Source organism: Microbacterium meiriae (assembly GCF_025143875.1).
Taxonomy (GTDB): domain Bacteria; phylum Actinomycetota; class Actinomycetes; order Actinomycetales; family Microbacteriaceae; genus Microbacterium; species Microbacterium meiriae.
In genome coordinates, this window is record NZ_JAMBDU010000010.1 from 21,424 (window position 1) to 42,874 (window position 21,451).

The window sequence follows — 21,451 nt, forward strand, 5'->3', positions numbered from 1 at the left end:
AGACTGATGGTCATGACGGATGCTCTCGGCACGGCCGGACTGCAGCGCGGACTGCTGTCTGATCAGATCTACGCGCTCATCAAGGCGATGATCAAGGACTCCACGCTGGCTCCCGGAGAGCAGCTCGTGGAGTCGCAGCTCGCCCGGCAGATGCAGGTGAGCCAGGCGCCCGTGCGCGACGCCCTCAAGCGGCTCGCCCACGAGGGTCTCGTGTCGCACGTGCGCCATCAGGGCAACTTCGTCGCGAGCTACTCCGCGGAGGAGGCGGCGCAGGCCAAGGTCGCGCGCGTCGAGCTGGAGGGGCTGGCCGGACGGCTGGCCTGCGGAGCGCTCGACCCGGCTCGCCGGGCCGAGCTCGTCGGCCTCATCGCACAGATGCACGAGGCGGCCGAGGCGGAGGACCTCGCCCGGTTCCGCGAGCTCGACTTCACCTTCCACCGTGCGGTGATCGAGGCCAGCGGCAACGTGTACCTCCCCCGCATGTGGGACCTCCTGGAGCCGAGCCTGCGCGTCATGCACGTGCTCGGCGACCCCACCTTCACGGGGGACTGGCACGAGGTCGCGGACTGGCACAAGGGCCTGCTCGACACGCTGGACGCCGGTGACGAAGAGGCCGCGTCCTCCCTGTTCCGCGCCCACGCCGCCGGCACCCTCCTCGACTGACCCCCGCGCGAGTTCGCAGTTTCGCACCGGGGTCGCACGGCTGGCCGGAGCCCCTGCGACACGGTGAGGATCCGCGACGGGGCTGCGGAGTCCCTGCGCGGGGTCGCAGTTTCGCACCGAGGCCGCACGGGTGACCGGAGTCCCTGCGACGCGGTGAGGATCTGCGACGGGGGGCTAGGCCGTGAAGGGGGAGAGGCGGTCGGCAGTGCCGGACCAGAACGCTCGGGCCTCGGAAGGGGACAGGGGAGGAAGGGCCCGCCGGGTCGCGGCGAGCACCTCTGCGTAGGTCGTGGTCCGCGTGGACATCGGCCAGTCGCTGCCGAACATCAGCCGGTCCGGGCCGAAGAGGGTGAATGCGGAGCGCAGCAGTTCCCGCGACTCCTCCGCCCCGCGCGCCGCGAGGTCGAGCCCGGACACCTTCGCCGACACGCCCGGAGCCGACGCGGCCTCGGCGAGGGCGGAGAGCCACGCGGCATCGGCCGTCCGGGCGCCGAGGCCGAGGTGGCAGAGGACGACCGCGGTGCCGGGGTGCCGTCGGGAGAGGGCGGCCACGGCGGGAAGCTGCTCCGGGCGGATGAGCAGTTCGAGGGTGCGGGCGGTCGCGCCCAGGTGCTCCGCGAGGGCGTCGAGGCCGTCCACATCGGACAGGTCAGCGGCGTACTGCGGCACCGCGGCGCGCACGCCGACCACGGCGGGGGAGAACGCGACTGCGGTGGCGCCGGCGGCCCGTCCCGGCGCGGGGGTGTACTGCAGCACCACGCGCCGCAGGTACGGGTCCCGGGCGGCCGTCGCCGTCAGCCATTCCGCCTCGGCCACCGAGTCCGCTGCTTGCACGGCGATGGCGGAGGAGACGCCGGCGTCCGTCAGCTCCCGCCCGAGGTCTGTGGCCGCGGCGTGGCGGGGAAGGCCGAGATCGTCGCGGAACCACGGGATCGGCACGGCATCCGCGTCCCAGACGTGCACGTGGGTGTCGACGATCCGCACGTCAGCTCCTGCGCCGCGCGATCACGCGGCCTCCGCGTCGAGGGTGTCCCACAGCGCGGCGGGCAGCTCGGCGTCGAGGCCGTCCACGAACGCGTCCACCTCCGCGGGCGTCCGTGCCCCGACGACCACGGCGTCCGCGCCGTGCCGCAGCGGGAACTGCACCGCGGCATCCGCGAGGCGCACGTCGTACGAGGCGCACACGGCCTGCAACCGCAGCGCCCGCTCCCGGAGCTCCGGTGGTGCGGGCTTGTACTCGAAGAACGGGGAGCCGACCGGGTCGACGAGGATGCCGGAGTTGAACACGGCGGCCGCGAGCACCCCGATGCCGCGGGCCGCCGCGGTCGGCAGCAGCCGGTCCAGGGCGGTGCGGTCGAGCAGAGTGAGTCGTCCGGCCTCCATCACCACGTCGAGCGGCGCCTCGGCGACGTAGCGCTCCAGGGGGTCGAGTCGCCCGAGGCCCACACTGATCGCGCGCACCACTCCTTCGTCGCGCAACTCGACGAGCGCCGGGAGTGCTGTCGCGAACGCCGCCTCCACGTCCAGGGGGTCGTGCAGATGGAGCACGTCCACGCGATCGACGCCCAGCCGGGCGAGGCTGCCGTCGAGGCTCCTCCGCACGCCGTCCCTGCTGAGATCGACGACCGAGTCGTGCCCGCTCGCGGCTCCCGAGACCGGCCGGCCGTCCGCATCGACGAGCACCCGGCCGACCTTCGTCGCGATCACGTAGTCGTCGCGCGGGACGTCGCGGAGGGCGAGGCCGAGCTTCCGTTCGCTCTCACCCGACCCGTACAGGGGCGCGGTGTCGAAGAACCGCACGTCCCGGGCGAGCGCCGCATGCACGGTGGCCACCGCGTCGGCGTCCGCCACGGGGGCGAAGAGGTTGCCGATCGGCGCGCAACCGAGTCCGACGTCGTCGCGCGCGGCGACGGCGGGGTTCAGCGGACGGAGCTCTGGACGGAACGCCATGCCTCGTACTCCTCGCGGCTGTCGGGGGTCAGCGGGTAGTAGTCGCTCAGGCGCGCGCCCTCGTCGAGGCGGCGGCGGCTGAACACCTCCCACTCCTCATGATCGCGCGCGTCGTCCACGACCTGCGGCGCCATCGCCTGCGGCACCACGACGGGGCCGTCGTCGTCGGCGACCACGAGGTCGCCCGGCATGCACAGCGCACCGCCCACCGCGACCGGCACGTCGTACGCCCACGGCACGAGCTCCGACTGCGAGGCGTAGTGCGGGGTCGTGCCCGTCGACCACACCGGGATGCCGAGCTCGCGGATGCGGCCGGCGTCGCGGATGCGGCCGTCCACGACGATCCCCGCCCCGCCCTTGCGTGCGAAGTAACGCGCCAGGATGTCGCCGATGCACCCGGAGAAGCGGCTGCCGTAGGCCTGGATCACCAGCACGTCGCCGGGCTGCACGGCCTCGAGCACGTGCCACAGGGCGGTGTGCCGCTCGGCGTACTCCTGACCGTCGCCGGAGGCCATGTCCTCGCGCTGCGGCATGAACTGCAGCGTCAGCGCCGAGCCGACCACGCGCTGACCGAGGCTCAGCGGCTCCGGCCCGTCGATGTAGCTGCGGCGGATCCCGAGCCCGTGCAGCTTGGCGCACGCGGTGGCGGAGGAGATCGCGTCGAAGGAGTCGACCACCTCGCGCGAGGGCCGCTCGTAGGCCCCACCCCGGACGGGCAGGGCGAAGTCGGGTCGGATCAGATCGGCGCTCATGCGTCTCCTTCAGGGAACAGGTGGCGCGGCGAGCCGGTCGCACGCGCGATGGTGAGGTCGAGGTCGGCGGTGTGCGCCGGGGGCAGGGTCACCACGAGGTCGTCGTCGACATCGAGGGTCGTCGTGACGAGCGGGGCGTCCGGGGCCGTGTAGGTGCCCGACGCTCCGGGCCAGAAGCCGGGCTCCTCCCCGGTGGCGGTCACCTGGACGATCCGGTCGAGCCCGAAGCGCCCGCCGCGCAGCCGCACGGTGCGGGTGTGCACGGCGGAGGTGTTCACGAGCTGCACGCCGATGCCGTGGTCGTCGAGGCGGTGCACGAGCGCGGCGACGTCCTCCGGGAGCCCGGGTCGCGCGCGGTCCACATCCTCGTAGCGCAGAGCCGTGAAACCGAGTCCGCCGTTGTAGAGCACCTGCGGCGCTCCGCCGACGAGCTGGGTCAGCACCTCGGTCACGACGGGGTTCACGCGCTGCCAGAAGTGCAGGTGCGCGGCGTCGGGGTCGCGGTCGTCGGCGAGCATCATCGCGGCACGGCGCGCCACCTGGCCGAGCGCCATCTCCAATGCCCGCACCGGGTACTCCGGGAGGTCGCCGGAGAGATACGCGAACCAGCCGGCCTCGTGGCCCGCCTCCTCCTTGTCGCGGAACGGCGCGACGAGGTCGGTGGAGTCGGGGAGACCGGCGATCGCCGTCTCCAGCCGCTCCCGGTCAGACGCCCGTCGCGACCACCACCAGAGCCACAGCGGGAGGTCGAGTTGCAGGGGCCCGTAGTCGAACCAGCCGTCCGCGCCGTGGCGGTAGGGGACGAGCAGAGCCGGCTCGGTGGCGGCGGCGCCGAGCCGGGCCATCCACCCGCCGCGCAGGCTGTAGGTGGACTCCGCGACGCTGCCGCTGCGCGCCTCGGCGAGCACCGTGTCGAGCATGGTGCGCACGAGGTCGAGGGCGGCGTCGTCGCCTGTGACGAGCGCGTGGTTGAGGGCACCGATCAGGGCGCTCATGCCGACCGAGTGCAGCCCGTGCGGCCAGGCCCAGCCGTAGTGCCCGCCCCACCAGCGGCCGTCGTGGAGGGAGCCGACGGTGCCGTCCGGGCCGACGTTGTCGGGGAGCAGCCCGCCGTCCGCCCGCGCGCGCCAGCCGTCGACGTACCGGCGGATCCACGCGGCCGCCTCCTCGTGGCCGTCGTAGAGCCAGCGGTTCGCGGCGAGGGAGGTCGCGGCGAGGTTCACGGCGATGTCACCGGCCGCGCGGCGCTGCATCTCCTCCGCCATGCGCTGGGCGTGCGCGGGATCGGCGAGGTCTTCCCACGAGGCGATCCCGTCCACACCGTGCAGCGGCAGGCCGTAGGGGCGCATCTCGTCCCGGTCGGCCGTGTACGGCACGATCTTCTCGTCGAGCCCCTCGCGGGCCCCGAGGGCACCATTGTGCGGTGAGCGGATCATGTTGCGCTCGGCGTCGTAGTTGCCCTTCGCGGGGTCGGTGAAGAGGGCCGCGAACCGGGCGGCGCGCGCGGCGAACGCGGTGTCGGCCGGGTCGGCGGCGCAGATGCCGGCGAGGAAGAGCAGCGACTCGCCCTGGTGGAACCAGTCGTAGCCGTTGTCGTACTCCTCGGCGAGCATGCCCGCCTCGGCCAGCTGCACGGTCACGCCCTCCCAGTGCCGCTTGGCGTCGGCGAGGACCTCGTCGGGGCCGCCGAGCAGGTAGAACGCGGGCCAGTTGAAGAACGGCTCGTACAGGTCGTCCACGCCGTCGCGGTCGATGAACTCGGCGACGCCGCGGAGGCGGCCGTCCGGCAGCGTGTAGCGGTCGCGGAAGAGGCGGCGGGCCTCCTCGACCTCGGCGAAGAGCCGGCGCTGCAGCACGGCCCATGCCGGGATCGTGCGCAGCGGACGGGTGAGCGGGGTCTCCGGCACGGTCATCCCTTCGTCGCTCCGGCGACCAGGCCGCCGATGATGTGGCGCTGCATCACGATGAAGAACACCATCGCGGGCAGCACGGCCAGCAGGAGGGTCGGGAACACCTGCGTGTAGTCGGTGGAGAACTGTCCGACCGCCGCATACACCCCGGTGGTCACCGTGTAGATCCCGGAGCTCGGCCCGAGGATGATCTGCGGACTCACGAAGTCGTTCCACACCCCGATCGAGTTGAGCACCACGACCGTCGCGACCACGGGCTTCATGATCGGGAAGATGCACGCCCAGAATGCGCGGATGGGACCGGCGCCGTCCAGGGACGCCGCCTCGTCGATGTCGCGGGGCACGCTACGGAGGTAGGCGGTGAACAGGAAGATCGTCACCGGCAGGGTCGCCGCGGTCTCGAAGAGGATGAACCCGGGGATCGTGTTGATGAGCCCGAGCACCCGCAGCACGAAGACCACAGGGATCAGCGTCACCTGGCCCGGGATGAAGAGCCCGGAGACGAAGAGCAGCAGGAGTCCCAGGTGCCACTTCGACCGTCCGCGCGCGATCACGTAGGCGACGGGCGCGGCGAGGGCGATGCAGCACAGGTTCACCAGCACGACGAACAGCAGCGTGATGCCGTACGCGGCGATCACGTTGAACTTGCTGCTCGTGATCGCGGCCCACAGGTAGTCGAACGTGAACATCTGCGGAGTGATCAGCAGGGGGTTCTCGATGATGTCGGCCTGCGGTTTGAAGGCGTTGATCAGCATCGTGTACATCGGGATCAGCATCGTGATCGCGACGACGCCGAGGACGATCCACCGGATCGCGCTGACGGCGAGGGCCGGGCAGTTGCGGGTCTGCTTCATCAGTCGGTCGCCTTCTGCTCGGCGCGGCGTCGCACCAGGGTGACGGCGAGGCCGACGACCGCGGTGACGATGAGGAGGATCATGGACTGCGCGGCGCCGAAGCCGAGGGCCGAGTTCGCGAAGGAGTCCTTGAGGATCTGGTAGACGATGGTCTGCGTCGAGCCGGCAGGCCCGCCGTCGGTGAGCGACAGCACCACGTCATACGCCTTGAGGAGCCCGACGAGCGTGAGCACGAGGTTCACGGTGAAGACGGGGGCGATGAGCGGCAGCGTGATGGAGCGGAACTGCTGCCACCGCGTGGCGCCGTCCACCGTCGCCGCCTCGTAGTACTCCGCCGGGACCGACTTGATGCCGGCGAGGAACAGGATCATGTTGAAGCCGAAGTGCGACCACACGATCGTGAAGATCACGCTCGCCTTGGCGAAGGTCGGGTCGGTGAGGAACGGCATCGCCGGGAGGCCGAGCGTGCTGAGCAGACCGTTGACGGCGCCGGTGGGGGAGAGCATCGCCGACCACAGGAAGCCGATGATGAGGGCGCTGATCACGTACGGGTAGAAGAAGACCGTCCGCAGGATCGTGTTCGAGCGGCCGGGCCCGGAGATGAGGGCGGCGATCGCGAGGCCGATGGCGTTGCAGAGGATCGTGCCGACCACGGCGATGATGCCCGTGAAGATCGCGGCCTGTATCGAGCGCGGGCTGCGGAACGCCTTGATGTAGTTGTCCCAGCCGACGAAGGTGAAATTGAGGCTGTACCCGTTCCAGTCGGTGAAGCTGAGCACCGCCGCGAGGATCATCGGTATGACGAACATCGCCAGGAACACGGCGACCGCCGGGCCTCCCATGAGGATGCCGGGGATCCGGTTCCGCCACTGCTGCAGCGCGGTGCGGCGGCGCGGGGCGGGGGTCGAGCTCATCGGCGTCGATGGTCCTGTCGGGGAGGTGGCCGCGGCCGGGGGCGGCGCGGTCGTGGTGGGCGGGGTCATGGCGGCACTCTCGTTCTCGGTGGCGCGTAAGCGGGGAGGGCGCTGGAGCAGCGCCGGGGAGGAGCCGGGGACGATGTGTCCCCGGCTCCTCGAGGGTCAGCCGGCGTTCGCGGCGAACCAGTCGTCCATGGCCTGCAGCACCTGGTCGGCGGGCGCGCCGCCGAGGAGGGCCTGGGTCTGGGTGTTGATCTCGCCTGCGTAACCGTCGGGGAGGGTGCGCTCGCCGTAGCCACCGCCGGTGGGCGTGTAGGCCTCGGCGGGGGTGTCGGCGACGATCTGCAGCAGCTCCTCGCCGAGCGGCGTCATGTCGTACTCGTAGCCGTCGCGGAAGTTGCCGTCGACAGCGAGCTGGTCGCTCACGGCGGTCTGGTCGGTGGTGAGGAACTCGATGAGCTTCGCCGCAGCATCCTGGTTCTTGCTCGCCTTGAGGATCGAGTAGGGACTGGCGATGTTGGCGCCCATAGCGGGCTGCTCGTCGGCGCTCATCGCGGGGGCGCGGAAGACGCCGATGTCGGCCGAGTCCGTCGCCTTCGCCTGGGTGCCGGCGAACCAGCTGCCCATCGAGTACACCGCGGTCTTGCCGGAGAGGAAGGCCTGCTCGGCATCCGGGTACTTGATGCCCAGGGCGTCGCCGGGGATGTACCCCTCGGACACCCAGTCCGCGTAGGTCTCGACCGCGTCGCCGTAGGTCTCGCTGAACGTGACGTCGCCCGTCGAGATGTCCTGGAACCACTCCGGGTCGTCGGCGATGATGGTCGGCAGTCCGAGCGCCTGCAGCGTGTGGCTGGTCATCCAGTCACCGCCGGTCTGGACGGGGGTCCACCCTGCGTCCTTGAGCTTCCCGAGGGCGTCCGTGAGCTCGTCGACGGTCGTCGGCAGCTCCGTGATCCCGGCCTCCTCGAAGGCGGTCTTGTTGTAGAAGAAGAGGCTCTGCAGCTGCACGCCGATGCCGGCCATGTAGTTCTTGCCGTCGATCGAGTACTGGTCGGCGAGCGGACCGGACGACGCCCATTCGTACTGCGAGAGGTCGACGAGCTCGGGAGCGAGCTTGGTCGTCGGGGCGATGGACTGCACGACGTCGGGAGCGTCACCGGCGGCCAGCAGACGCGGCACGGCGGCTTCGACCCCCTCGGCACCCGGGTTCTGGATGACGACGTCGATGTTCGGGTTGGCGTCCTCGAACGGGGCGACGAGGTCGTTCCAGAACTCCTCGGTCAGGTTCGGGGTGACGTTCACGAGCATGCGGACGGTGACGTCGCCGCCGGCATCGCCGCCGTCGTCACCGGCGGTGGTCGAGCAGCCGGCGATGGCGAGGGCGGATACCGCCGCGATGCCGGCGAGGGGGAGGACTCGGGCCTTGATCATCGTTGATCCTTTCCTGATGCATGAGGGAGGGCCGCTCGCGACATTACACTAATCGATAATCGTTTGTGAAGAGCGGGCAGCATCAGATCTCGCTCGGAGAGGGCGGCCTCCGAGCGTGGCGGGCGACGGGGTCAGCCGGCGGCGCGCCGGGCGCGATAGGCCGCCACGGCGTTGCGGTTGGCGCAGCTCGTGGAGCAGTACCGTTTGGAGCGGTTGCGGGAGAGGTCGAGCGCGATCGCCTGGCAGGTCTCGTCCGCGCAGACGGTGAGGCGAGAGCCTTCGTCCGTGCGGATGACGTCGATCAGAGCCATCGCCGTCTCCACGAGCACGCGTTCGGCCAGCGGGCGCTCATCGGCGAGGCCGTGCAGGTGCCAGTCCAGCTCGTCGTGACGGACGAGCCGCGGGGTCAGACGCACCTCCGCGAGAGCGGCGTTCACGTGCGCGGCCATCTCGTCGCGCGGAGCCAGCAGCATGGCACGGAGCCGCGGGCGCAGAGCGCGGAGGTCGTCGAGCTCCACCGCGTCCCTGTCGACCCGTCCCGTGTACGGGAACACCTGGAGGAAGGTCTTCTCGTCGTCGATATCCACGAGGGTGTCCGGCTCTTCCGCCGAGTTCGCGAGCCAGACCGCCGCTCGGAGTGCGTCCTCGGTGTCATCGGTGAAGACCATGTTGACAGCTTACTCCCGTCGGCGTAGCGTCATCTCCCATGAGCACCGTGGCTGATGACACGATAAGCACACGGGCGAGTGTGCGTCTCGGCCTCCCGCTCGCGATCGCCGCCGCTTTCGCGTTCGGGTCCTCCGGGGCCTGGGCGCGCGGGCTTATCGATGCGGGGTGGACGCCGGGTGCCGCCGTCACCGTGCGGGTGTGGGTCGCGGCGCTCGTGCTGCTCGTCCCCACTCTTCTCGCGCTGCGGGGACGGTGGCGTGCGCTCCGGCAGAACGCGGGGATGGTCGCCGCCTATGGCCTGCTCGCCGTCGCAGCCACCCAGCTCTGCTACTTCCAGGCTGTCGCGGTGATGGACGTCGGGATCGCTCTGCTCATCGAGTACACCGCCCCGGTCGCGGTGCTCGTCTGGCTCTGGCTGCGGCGGGGAGAGCGTCCCACGCGGCGCAGCGTCCTCGGTGCCGGCATCGCCTTCGTCGGACTCGTCCTCATGCTCGACATCGTCACCGGTGCGCAGGTGAACGTGCCCGGGGTGCTCTGGGCGCTCGGTGCGATGGTGGGGGCCGCGAGCTACTTCGTGCTGTCCGCCCGGGCCGACACCGGCATCCCGCCGATCGCGCTCGCGGGGAGCGGGTTGCTGCTCGGCGCCGTCGGCCTGAGTCTCGCCGCGCTCGTCGGGGTGCTGCCCTTCGCGTGGACGACCGCCGACGTCGACTACCGCTTCGGCGCGGTGCCCTGGTTCGTGCCGGTGCTCGCGATCGGCGTGATCGCGACGGCCCTCGCGTACGTGCTCGGCATCGTCTCGACACGGATGCTCGGCTCGCGCCTGGCCTCGTTCGTCGCCCTCGCCGAGGTCGTGGCCGCCCTCCTCTTCGGCTGGCTTCTGCTCGGCCAGCTCCCCGGCCCGCTGCAGGCCGTCGGTGGCGTGCTCGTGCTCGCCGGCGTGGTCGTGGTCAAGCTCGGCGAGCCCCGCCCCGCGGCCTGAGCGGCGTCTCCGCGGGCACGACTTCGGACTCCAGGGCCGACACGCCGCCCCGCGGCCCCGCCGTGCGGCGTGTCCCCGGCGGTCTCCGAAGCTGTGCCCGGATGGGGGAACGGCTGGGCGGAGATTATGTATACGAATGCACCGCCTGAATGAGACAGGTAGCCTACTGGGGGCCATTTATGTATACACTGGCGATATGGTCCTCCCGGTCGAGCGCACGTCCATGGGTGATCGCGCCTATGCGGCGCTCCTGGACGGCATCCAGTCCGGGGAGCTGCCGGCCGGTTTCGTGCTCGGCGAGGTGGAGCAGGCCGAGCGCCTCGGCGTGAGCCGGACCCCGCTGCGGGAGGCGCTGCGTCGCCTGGCCGCCGACGGCCTGGTCGTGCAGCAGTCGCCCCGCGTCACCGTGGTCGCCGACCTCGATGCCGACGACATCCGGTCCCTGTTCGAGATCCGCCGCGCGCTGGAGGAGACCTCCGCCCGCCTCGCGGCCGTCCGGGGCGACGCCGACCGGTTCGCCGCGCTCGCCGCGGAGTTCGCGCACGTGGACCTCACCAGGGCGGAGGGCCGCGACGCCTACTACGCGCTGATCGCGCGGTTCGATGCGGCCCTCGACGACGCCGTCGCCAACGACTACATCGCCGCGGCGCTGCGCACCGTCCGCACCCACCTCGTGCGCGTGCGGCGCATGGCCCGTGACAAGCCCGCGCGGCTCGCCGCCTCCGCGGCCGAGCATCGCACGATCGCCGAGGCGCTCGCCGCCCGCGACGGCGACCTCGCCGCCCATGCCACGCATGTGCACCTGCACAACGCGCTCACCGGCATCCTCGACTCCCTCCCCGACAGCGAAGGACACTCATGACCGTCACCCACCACGTCCGCGTGCACGCCAGCTCCGAGAACCTCGTCCGTGAGGACCAGCTCGCCTGGAAGATCGCCGAGGTCGCGGTCGACCAGGTCGAGGTCGAGCAGCCCGTCGTCGACATGATCATCAACCGCATCATCGACAACGCGTCCGTCGCCGCGGCCTCCCTCACCCGTGCGCCGATCGTCGCAGCCCGCGCGCAGGCGTTCAGCCACCCCGTGTCCACCGGTGGTGCCGGCGCCAACCTCTTCGGAACACCGCTCGACCGCCGCACCAGCCCGGAGTGGGCGGCCTGGGCGAACGGCGTGGCCGTGCGCGAGCTCGACTACCACGACACGTTCCTCGCCGCCGAGTACTCGCACCCGGGCGACAACATCCCGCCGATCCTCGCGGTCGCGCAGCACACCGGCAAGGACGGCCGCGCGCTCGTGCGCGGCATCGCCACCGGCTACGAGATCCAGATGGACCTGGTGCGCGCGATCTGCCTGCACAAGCACAAGATCGACCACGTCGCGCACCTCGGCCCGTCCGCCGCCGCCGGCATCGGCACCCTCCTCGGCCTCGACGTCGAGACGATCTACCAGGCGGTCGGCCAGGCGCTGCACACCACGACCGCCACCCGGCAGAGCCGCAAGGGCGAGATCTCCACGTGGAAGGCGCACGCCCCGGCCTTCGCCGGCAAGATGGCCGTCGAGGCGGTCGACCGGGCGATGCGCGGACAGACGAGCCCCGCGCCGATCTACGAAGGCGAGGACGGCGTGATCGCCTGGATGCTCGACGGCAAGGACGCCGCCTACGAGGTGCCGCTGCCCGCTGCGGGCGAACCCAAGCGCGCGATCCTCGACTCCTACACGAAGGAGCACTCCGCGGAGTACCAGGCGCAGGCGTGGATCGACCTCGCCCGCAAGCTCGGCACGGCGAACCCGGCCCTCCGTGACCCCGCGAACATCGCCTCGATCGTGCTGCACACCAGCCACCACACGCACTACGTGATCGGCTCGGGTGCGAACGACCCGCAGAAGTACGACCCGACGGCGTCCCGCGAGACGCTCGACCACTCGATCCCGTACATCTTCGCGGTGGCGCTGCAGGACGGCGGCTGGCACCACGTCGACTCCTACACGCCGGAGCGCGCCGGCCGGGCCGACACGGTCGCCCTGTGGCACAAGATCACCACGGCCGAGGACGCGGAGTGGACGCGCCGCTACCACTCGGAGGACCCGGACGAGAAGGCCTTCGGCGGCCGCGTCGAGATCCTCCTCACCGACGGCTCGACCCTGGTGGACGAGATCGCCGTCGCCGACGCCCACCCGCTCGGTGCGCGCCCGTTCGCACGGGAGAACTACATCGCCAAGTTCCGCCTGCTCGCGGAGCCCGTGCTCGAGGCCGCTGAGATCGAGCGGTTCCTGGAGCTCGTGCAGCGCCTGCCCGAGCTCACGGCCGCCGAGGTCGCCGAGCTCTCGATCGTCGCGAAGCCGGGTCTGCTCGACGACGCCGCGGCGCCCGCCGGTCTGTTCTGATGCCCACGCCGTTCATAACTCAGGAGAATCGGCGCGGAACGCGTCGGCTGACCGCCTACACGGCACTTTCCCCCGCCGGTCTCCTGCGTTGTGAACATCGATCGAAGGGGAGCAACTGATGCTGTACTCCACCACGACGCCGGCCGAGAAGCGGCGCCTGTTCCGGGAACGGCTCGCCTCCGGGGAGCTGCTGCGCTTCCCCGGCGCGTTCAACCCCCTGAGCGCCCGACTGATCGAGCAGAAGGGGTTCGAGGGGGTCTACATCTCGGGCGCCGTGCTCTCCGCCGACCTCGGCCTGCCCGACATCGGCCTCACCACGCTCACCGAGGTCGCCGGGCGGGCGAAGCAGATCGCCCGGATGACCGACCTCCCCGCGATCGTCGACGCCGACACCGGCTTTGGGGAGCCGATGAACGTCGCCCGCACGATCCAGGAGCTCGAGGACGCTGGCCTCGCGGGAACGCACATCGAGGACCAGATCAACCCCAAGCGCTGCGGCCACCTCGACGGCAAGGCCGTGGTCGACGAGGACACCGCAATCAAGCGCATCCGCGCAGCCGCCGACGCCCGCCGTGACGAGAACTTCCTGATCATGGCGCGCACCGACATCCGGGCGATCGAGGGGCTGGATGCCGCGATCGACCGGGCCCAGGCGCTCGTCGACGCGGGAGCCGATGCGATCTTCCCCGAGGCGATGCGCACGATCGGCGAGTTCGAGGCCATGGCCGCGGCGCTGGACGTGCCGATCCTCGCGAACATGACCGAGTTCGGCAAGAGCGAGCTGTTCTCCGTCGACAGTCTCCGCGATGCCGGGGTGCGCATGGTCATCTGGCCGGTGTCGCTGCTGCGCATCTCGATGGGGGCCGCGGGCCGCGCACTGGATACGCTGAACGACGAGGGGCACCTGACCTCGAAGCTCGGCGAGATGCAGCACCGCGCCGACCTCTACGAGCTGATCGACTACGAGTCGTACAACCGTTTCGACTCCGGCGTCTTCAACTTCACCGTTACGAAGGAGTGACCATGACCGAGCCGGACATCAAGAAGGGCCTCGCGGGCGTCGTCGTCGACACGACCGCGATCTCGAAGGTCAACCCCGAGACGAACAGCCTGCTCTACCGCGGCTATCCCGTGCAGGAGCTCGCCGACACGCAGTCCTTCGAGGCGGTGGCGTACCTGCTGTGGAACGGCGAGCTGCCGACGGGCGACGAGCTGGCCGCGTTCCGGCTGGAGGAGCGCAAGCACCGCGCCCTGGCCGACAACGTCAAGGCCGCGATCGATCTCGTGCCGCTCGAGGCGCATCCGATGGACGAGGTGCGCACCGCGGTCAGCCTGATCGGCGCATCGGACCCCGAGGCCGGCGGCTCGGTGCTCGACGCCGGTGGCAGCCCGGAGCAGAACCTGGCGCGCAGCATCCGCCTGTTCGCGGCGCTGCCGGCCATCGTCGCCTACGGTCAGCGTCGCCGTCGTGGCCAGGAGCTCATCCCTCCGCGCGACGACCTCGACTACTCGGCGAACTTCCTCTGGATGACCTTCGGGGAAGAGGCCGACGACGTCGTGGTCGACGCCTTCAACCGGTCGATGATCCTCTACGCCGAGCACTCCTTCAACGCCTCGACCTTCACCGCCCGGGTCATCACCTCGACCCTCAGCGACATCTACTCGGCTGTGGTCGGGGCCATCGGTGCGCTCAAGGGCCCGCTGCACGGCGGGGCGAACGAGGCCGTGCTGCACATCTTCAAGGAGATCGGATCGGCGGACGCCGTCGAGACCTGGCTCGACAAGGCTCTCGCGGAGAAGCGCAAGATCATGGGCTTCGGACACCGCGTCTACAAGAACGGCGACTCACGGGTGCCGACCATGAAGGCCGCGCTCGACACCCTCGTCGCGCACTACGGCCGGGAGGACGTCGCCGAGCTGTACGACGCGCTGGAGTCGCAGTTCGTCGAGCGCAAGGGCATCCACCCGAACCTCGACTACCCGTCCGGCCCCGCGTACAGCCTCATCGGCTTCGACACGCTCACCTTCACGCCGCTGTTCGTCGCGGCGCGGGTGACGGGATGGACGGCCCACGTCATCGAGCAGGCCGGCGCGAACGCCCTGATCCGTCCGCTGTCCCACTACGACGGCCCCGACGAGCGGCACGTGGCCGGCTGACCCCTCCGTTCGAATCGCCTGAATGGCTCCATCTCACCGCGGGATGGAGCCATTCGCGCGATTCGGAGCAGTAGCGTGCCGACGGCCCCCGGGTCAAGCGGATGCGGCGGATTTCCGGGAGGAGTAAACCGGATCCGGGACGAAAGCATGTCCCGCGAGAAGGAGGCCCCATGTCCGCGTCCGACGTCACCGTCAAGGAGGTCCGGTCGCTCGTCCCCGCGCGCATGGACCGGCTCCCCTGGTCGCGCTTCCACTGGATGATCGTCGTCGGACTCGGGTTCTCCTGGATCCTCGACGGCCTCGAGGTGCAGATCGTCGCGGCCAACGGCTACGCGCAGACGCTGGGGATGGGTCCCGCCGAGGTCGGCCTCGCCGGCACCTGCTACCTGCTCGGCCAGGTGTTCGGCGCCCTCGTGTTCGGCCGCCTCGCCGACCGCCTCGGCCGCAAGAACCTCTTCCTGCTCTCGCTCGGGGTGTACCTCGTCGGGTCGGCCGTCGCCGGTCTCGCGTTCGCCCCCTGGTTCTTCTACATCTGGCGCTTCGTCGCCGGCGCGGGCATCGGCGGCGAGTACGCGGCGATCAACTCGGCCATCGACGAGATCATCCCCGCGAAGTACCGCGGCCGCGTCGACATCGCCATCAACGGCACCTACTGGGGCGGTGCGGCGCTCGGTGCCGTGGCCAACATGTTCTTCCTCAACACCGACCTCCTCCCCGCCGACATCGGCTGGCGGCTGAGCTTCTTCGTCGGTCCGATCCTCGGCATCCTCATCATCTGGCTGCGGCGGCACATCCCGGAGAGCCCCCGCTGGCAGATGACGCACGGCCGCGAGGAGGAGGCCGAGCGCAACGTCGACGAGATCGAGGAGCGCATCCGCAAGGAGGGCAAGTCGATCGAGCCCGTGGACGAGAGCAAGGCCATCACCGTCAAGGAGTACGGCAGCGTCCCGCTCCTCGTGATAGCGAAGGTGCTGTTCAAGAAGTACCCGCGGCGCACCCTCGTCGGCATCACGATGATGGTGACGCAGTCCTTCCTCTACAACGCGATCTTCTTCACCTACGCGCTCGTGCTGGAGAACTTCTACGACACCCCGCCGGCATCCGCATCGCAGTACTTCATCGTCTTCGCGGTCGGCAACCTCGCGGGCGCCCTCATCCTCGGCCACTTCTTCGACACGTGGGGCCGTCGGCGGATGCTGTTCGGCACCTATGTGCTCGCGGGTCTGATCCTGCTCGTCAGCGCCTTCCTCTTCAACGCGGGTGTGCTGAACGCGGGCACGCACACGGCGTTCTGGTGCGCGTCGTTCTTCTTCGCCTCGGCCGGAGCATCGGCCGCGTACCTGACCGTGAGCGAGATCTTCCCGCTCGAACTGCGCAGCCAGGTGATCTCCTACGTGTTCTCCATCGGGCAGCTCGTCGGCGCTGTCGCTCCGGTGCTCTACGGCGCGCTGATCGGTGCGAGCGCGGAGTCGGGCGACCGCGGTCCGCTGTTCTGGGGGTACGTGCTCGGTGCGGCGATCATGATGTTCGGCGGCGTCGTGTGCGGCGTCTTCGGCGTCAGTGCGGCCGGGAAGTCGCTGGAGGACATCGCCGATCCGCTCTCGCTCGTGGAACCGGCGAAGAAGGGCGTCACCCCGGGAGCGGAGTCCGGCTCCTGAGAAGGCGTTTCCGCTAGCGGGCGAGCCAGTTCCGCAGGGAGCGCGTGACGAACGGCAGCACCCAGTACGTCATGATCGGCGTGAGCACGAGGGTGGTGATGAGCACGCGGAGCCACAGCGGAACGGCGTCCCATCCCGGCACCGGGCTCATGGCGTAGGTGAACGCGAGGTTCACGGGGAAGAAGCCGAGCCAGATCGAGACGGCCTGCTTCCACCGCGGCGGCGCCGGGGCGACGGTCACGGTGCTCGTCGTGCCGTCCGGGTCGACGACGGGGATGGAGCCGGTGGACGGCTCGTCGAACCAGCCCTCGATGCCCGAGCGGCGCTTGGACCTCTCGCTGCGGACGAAGCCCTGGCCCATCGACAGCCACCACGCGCGTTCCCCGGACTGCTCCCACGCGGTGAGCGCGTCCTCGCTCGCGAAGCGGTAGAGCATGTGCCAGACCTGGGAGTCCTCGCCGGCACGGACCCAGCCGGAGCCGAGGAAGCCCGGGTACTTCGTCGCGAGGTTCACCCCGGTCTGCACCCACGCGGTCGCCTCGGCGATGCGCTCCGGGTCGACCTCGCGGCGGATGGAGACGGTGACGGGTTCGGACACAGGGGCGGATGCGGACATGGTGCGGTCCTCGGGGTGAGCGGCGTCGGGGTGCGGACGCGGGGCGACGGCGCCAGGGTCGCGGCGCCTGGTCGATTCTAGTTCTCCTTCGAGTCGCGCGATTGGCTCCAGATCCGGGCCGGATGCCGCCAGCATCTCCCGCAGCTCATCGATCGTCGCCCAGGGCTGCCTCGCGACATCCGGCCGCCCGACCCCCGGCCTCCAGCGTCGGCAGAAGTAGTCGCCGAGCGCCACCAGGTCCGCGAGCGGCAGCGTGCCGAGGGAGACCCAGGTCGCGGCGGGGGAGGTCACCCGGAGGCCGTCCCGATAACGGATCGAGGTGAGGCTGGACAGCGTGCGGTGTCCGGTCACGCCGCGGGCGCGAGGGAACGGGATCCTGCCGGACGCGCTGACGTGGAGGGCGAGGTCGTCCGCCGTCGCGACGCTCCCGCGGTCGTCGAAGGCGAGCGGTAGCGGGCCTCCCCAGATCGAGGCCGCGGTCTCGTGGCTGAAGAAGTGTCCGGTCGGATCCGCGCAATCGACCGCGGCTCACGCCGTGCAGCCGCGCCGTCCGTACCGCGAAGTCCGCCCCGAAACCGGCCGGAAGCTCGTGTCGTCGTCCCATGCCCCCACGCTCCCACCGCTGCTGTCGGGCTGGGTTCGAAGGGAAGAAGAAGACCCCCGCCGACCCGATTCGGCGGGGGTCTCGGGAGCGAGAGTGCTCACCGTGTGCACGGGAGACGCGACTACCCGATCCGGTCTGAGTCTGTGCCGTGCATCTGCAGTTGTAATCGGCCCAGGTGGCCAGCGGGTGAACGAGGGGCGAACGGCGCCGTGCGGCCACTCGTCTGCCCGACGACGAGAGATACAAGGACGTCCTCGTATTTTCACGGTCGTCGGAGTAAACTCGCCGATGTGCCAAAGAGGGCACGGAGGGATGTCGCACAATGACCCGCACTATCCCGCACTTCGTGGGCGGAACGCATGTCACCCCGGAAGACGGCCGCTTCGCCGACGTCTTCGATCCGAGCACCGGCGCCGTGCAGGCCCGGGTGCCGCTCGCATCCGCGGAGGAGGTGCGCCGCGTCATCGGGAACGCCGAGCAGGCCCAGGCCGCGTGGGCGGCGACCAACCCGCAGAAGCGCGCCCGCGTCCTCCTGCGGTTCCTCGACCTCGTGCAGCAGGAGATGACCTCGCTCGCCGAACTCCTCGCGAGCGAGCACGGCAAGACCGTCGACGACGCCAAGGGTGACATCCAGCGGGGTCTCGAGGTCATCGAGTTCTCCGCCGGGGCCCCGCACCTGCTCAAGGGCGAGTACTCCACCGGGGCCGGGGCGGGCATCGACGTGTACTCGATGCGGCAGCCGCTCGGGGTCGTCGCGGCGATCACGCCCTTCAACTTCCCCGCCATGATCCCGCTGTGGAAGGCCGGCCCCGCCCTCGCCGCCGGCAACGCCGTGGTGCTCAAGCCGAGCGAGCGCGACCCCTCCGTGCCCGTGCGCCTCGCCGAGCTGTTCCTCGAGGCGGGCCTGCCCGCCGGTGTCCTCAACGTCGTGCACGGAGACAAGGAGGCGGTGGACACGCTGCTCACCGACGACCGGATCCGCGCGGTCGGCTTCGTGGGCTCCACGCCCATCGCCGAGTACATCTACGCCACCGCGGCCGCTCACGGCAAGCGGGCGCAGTGCTTCGGCGGCGCGAAGAACCACATGATCGTGATGCCCGACGCCGACCTCGACCAGGCCGTCGACGCCCTCATCGGCGCCGGCTACGGCTCCGCGGGGGAGCGGTGCATGGCCATCTCCGTCGCGGTCCCGGTCGGCGAGGAGACCGCGGACGCCCTCGCCGCCAAGCTCACCGAACGCGTCGCCCAGCTGCGGGTCGGGCCGTCCCTGGCGAAGGACGTCGACTACGGCCCCCTCGTCACGAGTGCCGCGGTCGAGCGGGTCGAGGGCTACATCCAGCAGGGGATCGATGAGGGGGCGACACTGCTCGCCGACGGCCGCGGTTTCACGGTCCCCGGGCACGAGGAGGGCTTCTACCTCGGACCGACCCTGTTCGACCACGTGACCACCGACATGGCGATCTACCGTGAGGAGATCTTCGGCCCGGTGCTCGTGATCGCCCGCGCCGCCGACTACGAGGAGGCGCTGCGCATGGCCTCCGAGCACGAATACGGCAACGGCGTCGCCATCTTCACGCGCGACGGCGATGCCGCCCGCGACTTCGCCGCTCGGGTGGAGGTCGGGATGGTGGGCGTGAACGTGCCCATCCCGGTGCCGATCGCCTACTACACGTTCGGCGGCTGGAAGCGCAGCGGCTTCGGCGACCTCAACCAGCACGGCGCCGACGCCTTCCGCTTCTACACGAAGACCAAGACCGTGACGAGCCGCTGGCCGTCGGGGATCCGCGAGGGCGCGAGCTTCGTGATCCCCACCATGCACTAAGGACACGCGATGACCATGACCACTGTCACCACCACCGACGAGGAGCGCGAGGCGATCCTCGACGCCGTGCGGGAGTTCGCCGACGCGGAGCTCGCTCCGTTCGCCGCCGAACGCGACGAGAAGCACCTGTTCCCGCGCGAGTCGCTCCAGCGCGGTGGCGAGCTCGGCCTCGGCGGGATCTATGTGAGCGAGGAGTTCGGCGGCACGGGGCTCACCCGCGTCGACACCGTCGCCATCTTCGAGGAGCTCGCCAAGGCCGACCCTGCCGTGGCCGCCTACATCTCCATCCACAACATGGTGGTGTGGATGATCGACACCTACGGCGACGACGAGCAGCGGTCGCGCTGGCTGCCGTCGCTGACCGCCATGCAGGAGTTCGGCGGCTACTGCCTCACGGAGCCGGGAGCCGGATCCGACGCGGCGAACATCGCGACCAGCGCCGTCCGCGAGGGCGACGAGTACGTGCTGACCGGGGTGAAGCAGTTCATCTCCGGAGCCGGTGAGGCCGCGGTATACGTCGTCATGGCGCGGACCGGCGAGCCGGGAGCCCGGGGCATCAGCGCCTTCCTCGTCCCCGGCGACGCGGAGAACCTGAGCTTCGGCGCCCCGGAGAAGAAGATGGGGTGGCACGCGCAGCCCACCCGTCCCGTGATCATGGACGGCGTGCGGGTGCCGGCGTCCGCGATGCTCGGCGACGAGGGCCGCGGCTTCGCGATCGCGATGTCGGCGCTCAACGGCGGACGCCTCAACATCGCGGCGTGCTCGATCGGCGGTGCGCAGGCAGCGCTCGACAAGGCCGTGCAGTACGTGCACGAGCGCGTCGCGTTCGGGGAGCCGCTGGCGGAGAAGCAGTCGATCCTCTTCGCGATCGCCGACATGCGCACCGACCTGCAGGCGGCGAGGCTGATGGTGCGCGACGGCGCGGAGGCGGTGGACGAGAAGGCGCCGGACGCGACGATGCGCTGCGCAATGGCCAAGCGCTTCGCGACCGACGCCGGCTTCGAGGTGGCCAACCGCGCCCTCCAGCTGCACGGCGGCTACGGCTACCTGCAGGACTACGGCATCGAGAAGATCGTCCGCGACCTCCGCGTGCACCAGATCCTCGAGGGGACGAACGAGATCATGCGCCTCATCGTCGGCCGGGAGATGCTGCGACCCGCGGGGTCGGCGTCGATGCGGAGCGCATCATGACCCGCGTGGCCTTCCTCGGGCTCGGGCACATGGGACTGCCGATGGCGAAGAACCTCGTCGCCGCCGGACACGAGGTGCACGGCTTCGACCTCGTGCCCGCGGCCATCGAGGCGGCGCGGGCGGGCGGGATCCCCGTGGCGGCGAGCGGCGCGGAGGCGGTGGCGGACGCGGAGGTCGTGGTGACGATGTTCCCGGCGGGGAAGCACGTCATCGAGGCCTACCGCACGGAGCTGCTGGCGGCCGCGCGCCCCGGGACGCTGTTCATCGAGTCGTCGACCATCGCGGTGGACGAGGCGCGGGCCGCTCATGCGCTCGCGCTCGCCGCGGGCCATCGGCACATCGACGCTCCAGTCTCCGGAGGTGTGGTCGGGGCGGAGGCCGGGACCCTGGCGTTCATGGTCGGGGGCTCCGACGACGACTTCGCGGCGGCGCTTCCGCTGCTGGAGATCATGGGAAAGCGCATCGTGCACTGCGGCGGACCGGGACTCGGACAGGCGGCGAAGGTCTGCAACAACATGGTGCTCGCGGTGTCGCAGATCGCCGTGGCCGAGGCGTTCGTGCTGGGCGAGCGGCTCGGACTCGAGCATCAGGCCCTGTTCGACGTGGTGTCCCAGGCGTCCGGGCAGTGCTGGGCGCTCACCACGAACTGTCCCGTGCCCGGACCGGTGCCCACGAGCCCCGCGAACCGGGACTACCAGCCGGGGTTCGCGGGGGCACTCATGGCGAAGGACCTCGGTCTCGCGCTGCAGGCCATCGAGCAGACCTCGACGGATGCCCGGATGGGTCGTCTGGCGCAGGAGCTGTACGCCGCCTACGCCGCCGGCGACGGCGCCGCCCGCGACTTCTCCGGCATCATCACCGACATCCGCGGCTGACCCCGGCTTTCGAAT

The 21,451-nt window shown here is 70.6% G+C and carries 19 protein-coding genes; 10 read left to right on the plus strand and 9 right to left on the minus strand.

The genetic code is table 11. From position 1 onward, the window contains the following. Positions 1 to 12 precede the first annotated feature (12 nt). Positions 13 to 663 (plus strand): GntR family transcriptional regulator, encoded by a 651-nt coding sequence (locus M4D53_RS08020; RefSeq protein WP_136051814.1) that lies wholly within the window; start codon positions 13 to 15, stop codon positions 661 to 663. 174 nt (positions 664 to 837) lie between these two features. Here the strand turns inward: M4D53_RS08020 and M4D53_RS08025 are convergent, their stop codons facing one another. From M4D53_RS08025 to M4D53_RS08060, 8 genes are all read right to left on the minus strand, one after another. Then, positions 838 to 1,647, minus strand: coding sequence for an amidohydrolase family protein (locus tag M4D53_RS08025; protein ID WP_259953315.1), 810 nt, complete (start codon positions 1,645 to 1,647; stop codon positions 838 to 840). A gap of 21 nt (positions 1,648 to 1,668) precedes the next feature. Beyond that, entirely contained in the window at positions 1,669 to 2,613 is a 945-nt protein-coding gene (locus M4D53_RS08030) for an aldo/keto reductase (RefSeq protein WP_259953316.1), read from the minus strand. Further along, the gene (locus tag M4D53_RS08035) at positions 2,583 to 3,365 is read right to left on the minus strand and encodes an RraA family protein (protein ID WP_259953317.1); all 783 of its coding nucleotides are present in this window, start codon (positions 3,363 to 3,365) and stop codon (positions 2,583 to 2,585) included. The genes M4D53_RS08030 and M4D53_RS08035 overlap by 31 nt, the downstream gene beginning before the upstream one ends. Beyond that, positions 3,362 to 5,278, minus strand: coding sequence for a DUF8034 domain-containing protein (locus tag M4D53_RS08040; protein WP_259953318.1), 1,917 nt, complete (start codon positions 5,276 to 5,278; stop codon positions 3,362 to 3,364). The genes M4D53_RS08035 and M4D53_RS08040 overlap by 4 nt, the downstream gene beginning before the upstream one ends. Then, positions 5,275 to 6,129, minus strand: a complete 855-nt coding sequence (locus M4D53_RS08045; RefSeq protein WP_259953321.1) for a carbohydrate ABC transporter permease — start codon at positions 6,127 to 6,129, stop codon at positions 5,275 to 5,277. Before M4D53_RS08045 ends, M4D53_RS08040 begins: the two co-directional genes overlap by 4 nt. Further along, positions 6,129 to 7,112 (minus strand): carbohydrate ABC transporter permease, encoded by a 984-nt coding sequence (locus M4D53_RS08050; protein WP_259953323.1) that lies wholly within the window; start codon positions 7,110 to 7,112, stop codon positions 6,129 to 6,131. Before M4D53_RS08050 ends, M4D53_RS08045 begins: the two co-directional genes overlap by 1 nt. A gap of 96 nt (positions 7,113 to 7,208) precedes the next feature. After that, entirely contained in the window at positions 7,209 to 8,477 is a 1,269-nt protein-coding gene (locus M4D53_RS08055) for an ABC transporter substrate-binding protein (RefSeq protein WP_259953326.1), read from the minus strand. Between the two features lie 131 nt (positions 8,478 to 8,608). After that, a complete protein-coding gene (locus M4D53_RS08060; protein ID WP_210675806.1) occupies positions 8,609 to 9,145 on the minus strand; it encodes a CGNR zinc finger domain-containing protein in 537 nt (178 codons plus the stop codon). Positions 9,146 to 9,183: 38 nt separating this feature from the next. Here M4D53_RS08060 and M4D53_RS08065 point away from each other — a divergent pair, with 38 nt between their 5' ends. The 6 genes from M4D53_RS08065 (at position 9,184) to M4D53_RS08090 (ending at position 16,328) form a co-directional block, all read left to right on the plus strand. Then, on the plus strand, positions 9,184 to 10,128 hold the full coding sequence (locus M4D53_RS08065; protein WP_259953329.1) for an EamA family transporter: 945 nt from the start codon (positions 9,184 to 9,186) through the stop codon (positions 10,126 to 10,128). Positions 10,129 to 10,324: 196 nt separating this feature from the next. After that, positions 10,325 to 10,990 (plus strand): GntR family transcriptional regulator, encoded by a 666-nt coding sequence (locus M4D53_RS08070; protein ID WP_187662496.1) that lies wholly within the window; start codon positions 10,325 to 10,327, stop codon positions 10,988 to 10,990. After that, positions 10,987 to 12,513 (plus strand): MmgE/PrpD family protein, encoded by a 1,527-nt coding sequence (locus tag M4D53_RS08075; protein ID WP_259953331.1) that lies wholly within the window; start codon positions 10,987 to 10,989, stop codon positions 12,511 to 12,513. The genes M4D53_RS08070 and M4D53_RS08075 overlap by 4 nt, the downstream gene beginning before the upstream one ends. A gap of 118 nt (positions 12,514 to 12,631) precedes the next feature. Continuing rightward, entirely contained in the window at positions 12,632 to 13,534 is a 903-nt protein-coding gene (gene prpB / locus M4D53_RS08080; RefSeq protein WP_259953332.1) for a methylisocitrate lyase, read from the plus strand. Between the two features lie 2 nt (positions 13,535 to 13,536). Beyond that, entirely contained in the window at positions 13,537 to 14,670 is a 1,134-nt protein-coding gene (locus M4D53_RS08085) for a bifunctional 2-methylcitrate synthase/citrate synthase (RefSeq protein WP_187662493.1), read from the plus strand. A gap of 170 nt (positions 14,671 to 14,840) precedes the next feature. Then, positions 14,841 to 16,328: an MFS transporter gene (locus tag M4D53_RS08090; RefSeq protein WP_259953333.1), complete on the plus strand. Its 1,488-nt coding sequence runs from the start codon at positions 14,841 to 14,843 to the stop codon at positions 16,326 to 16,328. 13 nt (positions 16,329 to 16,341) lie between these two features. Here the strand turns inward: M4D53_RS08090 and M4D53_RS08095 are convergent, their stop codons facing one another. Further along, complete coding sequence (locus M4D53_RS08095) at positions 16,342 to 16,926, minus strand: antibiotic biosynthesis monooxygenase (RefSeq protein ID WP_259953418.1); 585 nt, start codon at positions 16,924 to 16,926, stop codon at positions 16,342 to 16,344. Positions 16,927 to 17,870: 944 nt separating this feature from the next. On the opposite strand from M4D53_RS08095, the gene M4D53_RS08100 reads away from it, so the two are divergent. From M4D53_RS08100 to mmsB, 3 genes are read left to right on the plus strand one after another with little or no spacing between them, the layout of a single operon-like run. Further along, positions 17,871 to 19,370 carry a CoA-acylating methylmalonate-semialdehyde dehydrogenase gene (locus M4D53_RS08100; protein ID WP_259953334.1) on the plus strand — a complete coding sequence of 500 codons (1,500 nt, stop codon included), beginning with the start codon at positions 17,871 to 17,873 and terminating at the stop codon, positions 19,368 to 19,370. A 9-nt stretch (positions 19,371 to 19,379) separates the two neighbouring features. Next, positions 19,380 to 20,561 carry an acyl-CoA dehydrogenase family protein gene (locus M4D53_RS08105; RefSeq protein ID WP_259953335.1) on the plus strand — a complete coding sequence of 394 codons (1,182 nt, stop codon included), beginning with the start codon at positions 19,380 to 19,382 and terminating at the stop codon, positions 20,559 to 20,561. Then, positions 20,558 to 21,436 carry a 3-hydroxyisobutyrate dehydrogenase gene (mmsB, locus tag M4D53_RS08110; RefSeq protein ID WP_259953336.1) on the plus strand — a complete coding sequence of 293 codons (879 nt, stop codon included), beginning with the start codon at positions 20,558 to 20,560 and terminating at the stop codon, positions 21,434 to 21,436. The genes M4D53_RS08105 and mmsB overlap by 4 nt, the downstream gene beginning before the upstream one ends. Positions 21,437 to 21,451 lie beyond the last annotated feature (15 nt).

What these genes read in the sequence shown, in the direction of transcription:
- M4D53_RS08020 (WP_136051814.1), top strand. Translation starts at nt 13, where the DNA reads ATGACGGATGCTCTCGGCACGGCCGGACTGCAGCGCGGACTGCTGTCT.
- M4D53_RS08030 (WP_259953316.1), bottom strand. Translation starts at nt 2,613, where the DNA reads ATGGCGTTCCGTCCAGAGCTCCGTCCGCTGAACCCCGCCGTCGCCGCG.
- M4D53_RS08035 (WP_259953317.1), bottom strand. Translation starts at nt 3,365, where the DNA reads ATGAGCGCCGATCTGATCCGACCCGACTTCGCCCTGCCCGTCCGGGGT.
- M4D53_RS08040 (WP_259953318.1), bottom strand. Translation starts at nt 5,278, where the DNA reads ATGACCGTGCCGGAGACCCCGCTCACCCGTCCGCTGCGCACGATCCCG.
- M4D53_RS08045 (WP_259953321.1), bottom strand. Translation starts at nt 6,129, where the DNA reads ATGAAGCAGACCCGCAACTGCCCGGCCCTCGCCGTCAGCGCGATCCGG.
- M4D53_RS08050 (WP_259953323.1), bottom strand. Translation starts at nt 7,112, where the DNA reads ATGACCCCGCCCACCACGACCGCGCCGCCCCCGGCCGCGGCCACCTCC.
- M4D53_RS08055 (WP_259953326.1), bottom strand. Translation starts at nt 8,477, where the DNA reads ATGATCAAGGCCCGAGTCCTCCCCCTCGCCGGCATCGCGGCGGTATCC.
- M4D53_RS08060 (WP_210675806.1), bottom strand. Translation starts at nt 9,145, where the DNA reads ATGGTCTTCACCGATGACACCGAGGACGCACTCCGAGCGGCGGTCTGG.
- M4D53_RS08065 (WP_259953329.1), top strand. Translation starts at nt 9,184, where the DNA reads ATGAGCACCGTGGCTGATGACACGATAAGCACACGGGCGAGTGTGCGT.
- M4D53_RS08070 (WP_187662496.1), top strand. Translation starts at nt 10,325, where the DNA reads ATGGTCCTCCCGGTCGAGCGCACGTCCATGGGTGATCGCGCCTATGCG.
- M4D53_RS08075 (WP_259953331.1), top strand. Translation starts at nt 10,987, where the DNA reads ATGACCGTCACCCACCACGTCCGCGTGCACGCCAGCTCCGAGAACCTC.
- prpB (WP_259953332.1), top strand. Translation starts at nt 12,632, where the DNA reads ATGCTGTACTCCACCACGACGCCGGCCGAGAAGCGGCGCCTGTTCCGG.
- M4D53_RS08085 (WP_187662493.1), top strand. Translation starts at nt 13,537, where the DNA reads ATGACCGAGCCGGACATCAAGAAGGGCCTCGCGGGCGTCGTCGTCGAC.
- M4D53_RS08090 (WP_259953333.1), top strand. Translation starts at nt 14,841, where the DNA reads ATGTCCGCGTCCGACGTCACCGTCAAGGAGGTCCGGTCGCTCGTCCCC.
- M4D53_RS08100 (WP_259953334.1), top strand. Translation starts at nt 17,871, where the DNA reads ATGACCCGCACTATCCCGCACTTCGTGGGCGGAACGCATGTCACCCCG.
- M4D53_RS08105 (WP_259953335.1), top strand. Translation starts at nt 19,380, where the DNA reads ATGACCATGACCACTGTCACCACCACCGACGAGGAGCGCGAGGCGATC.
- mmsB (WP_259953336.1), top strand. Translation starts at nt 20,558, where the DNA reads ATGACCCGCGTGGCCTTCCTCGGGCTCGGGCACATGGGACTGCCGATG.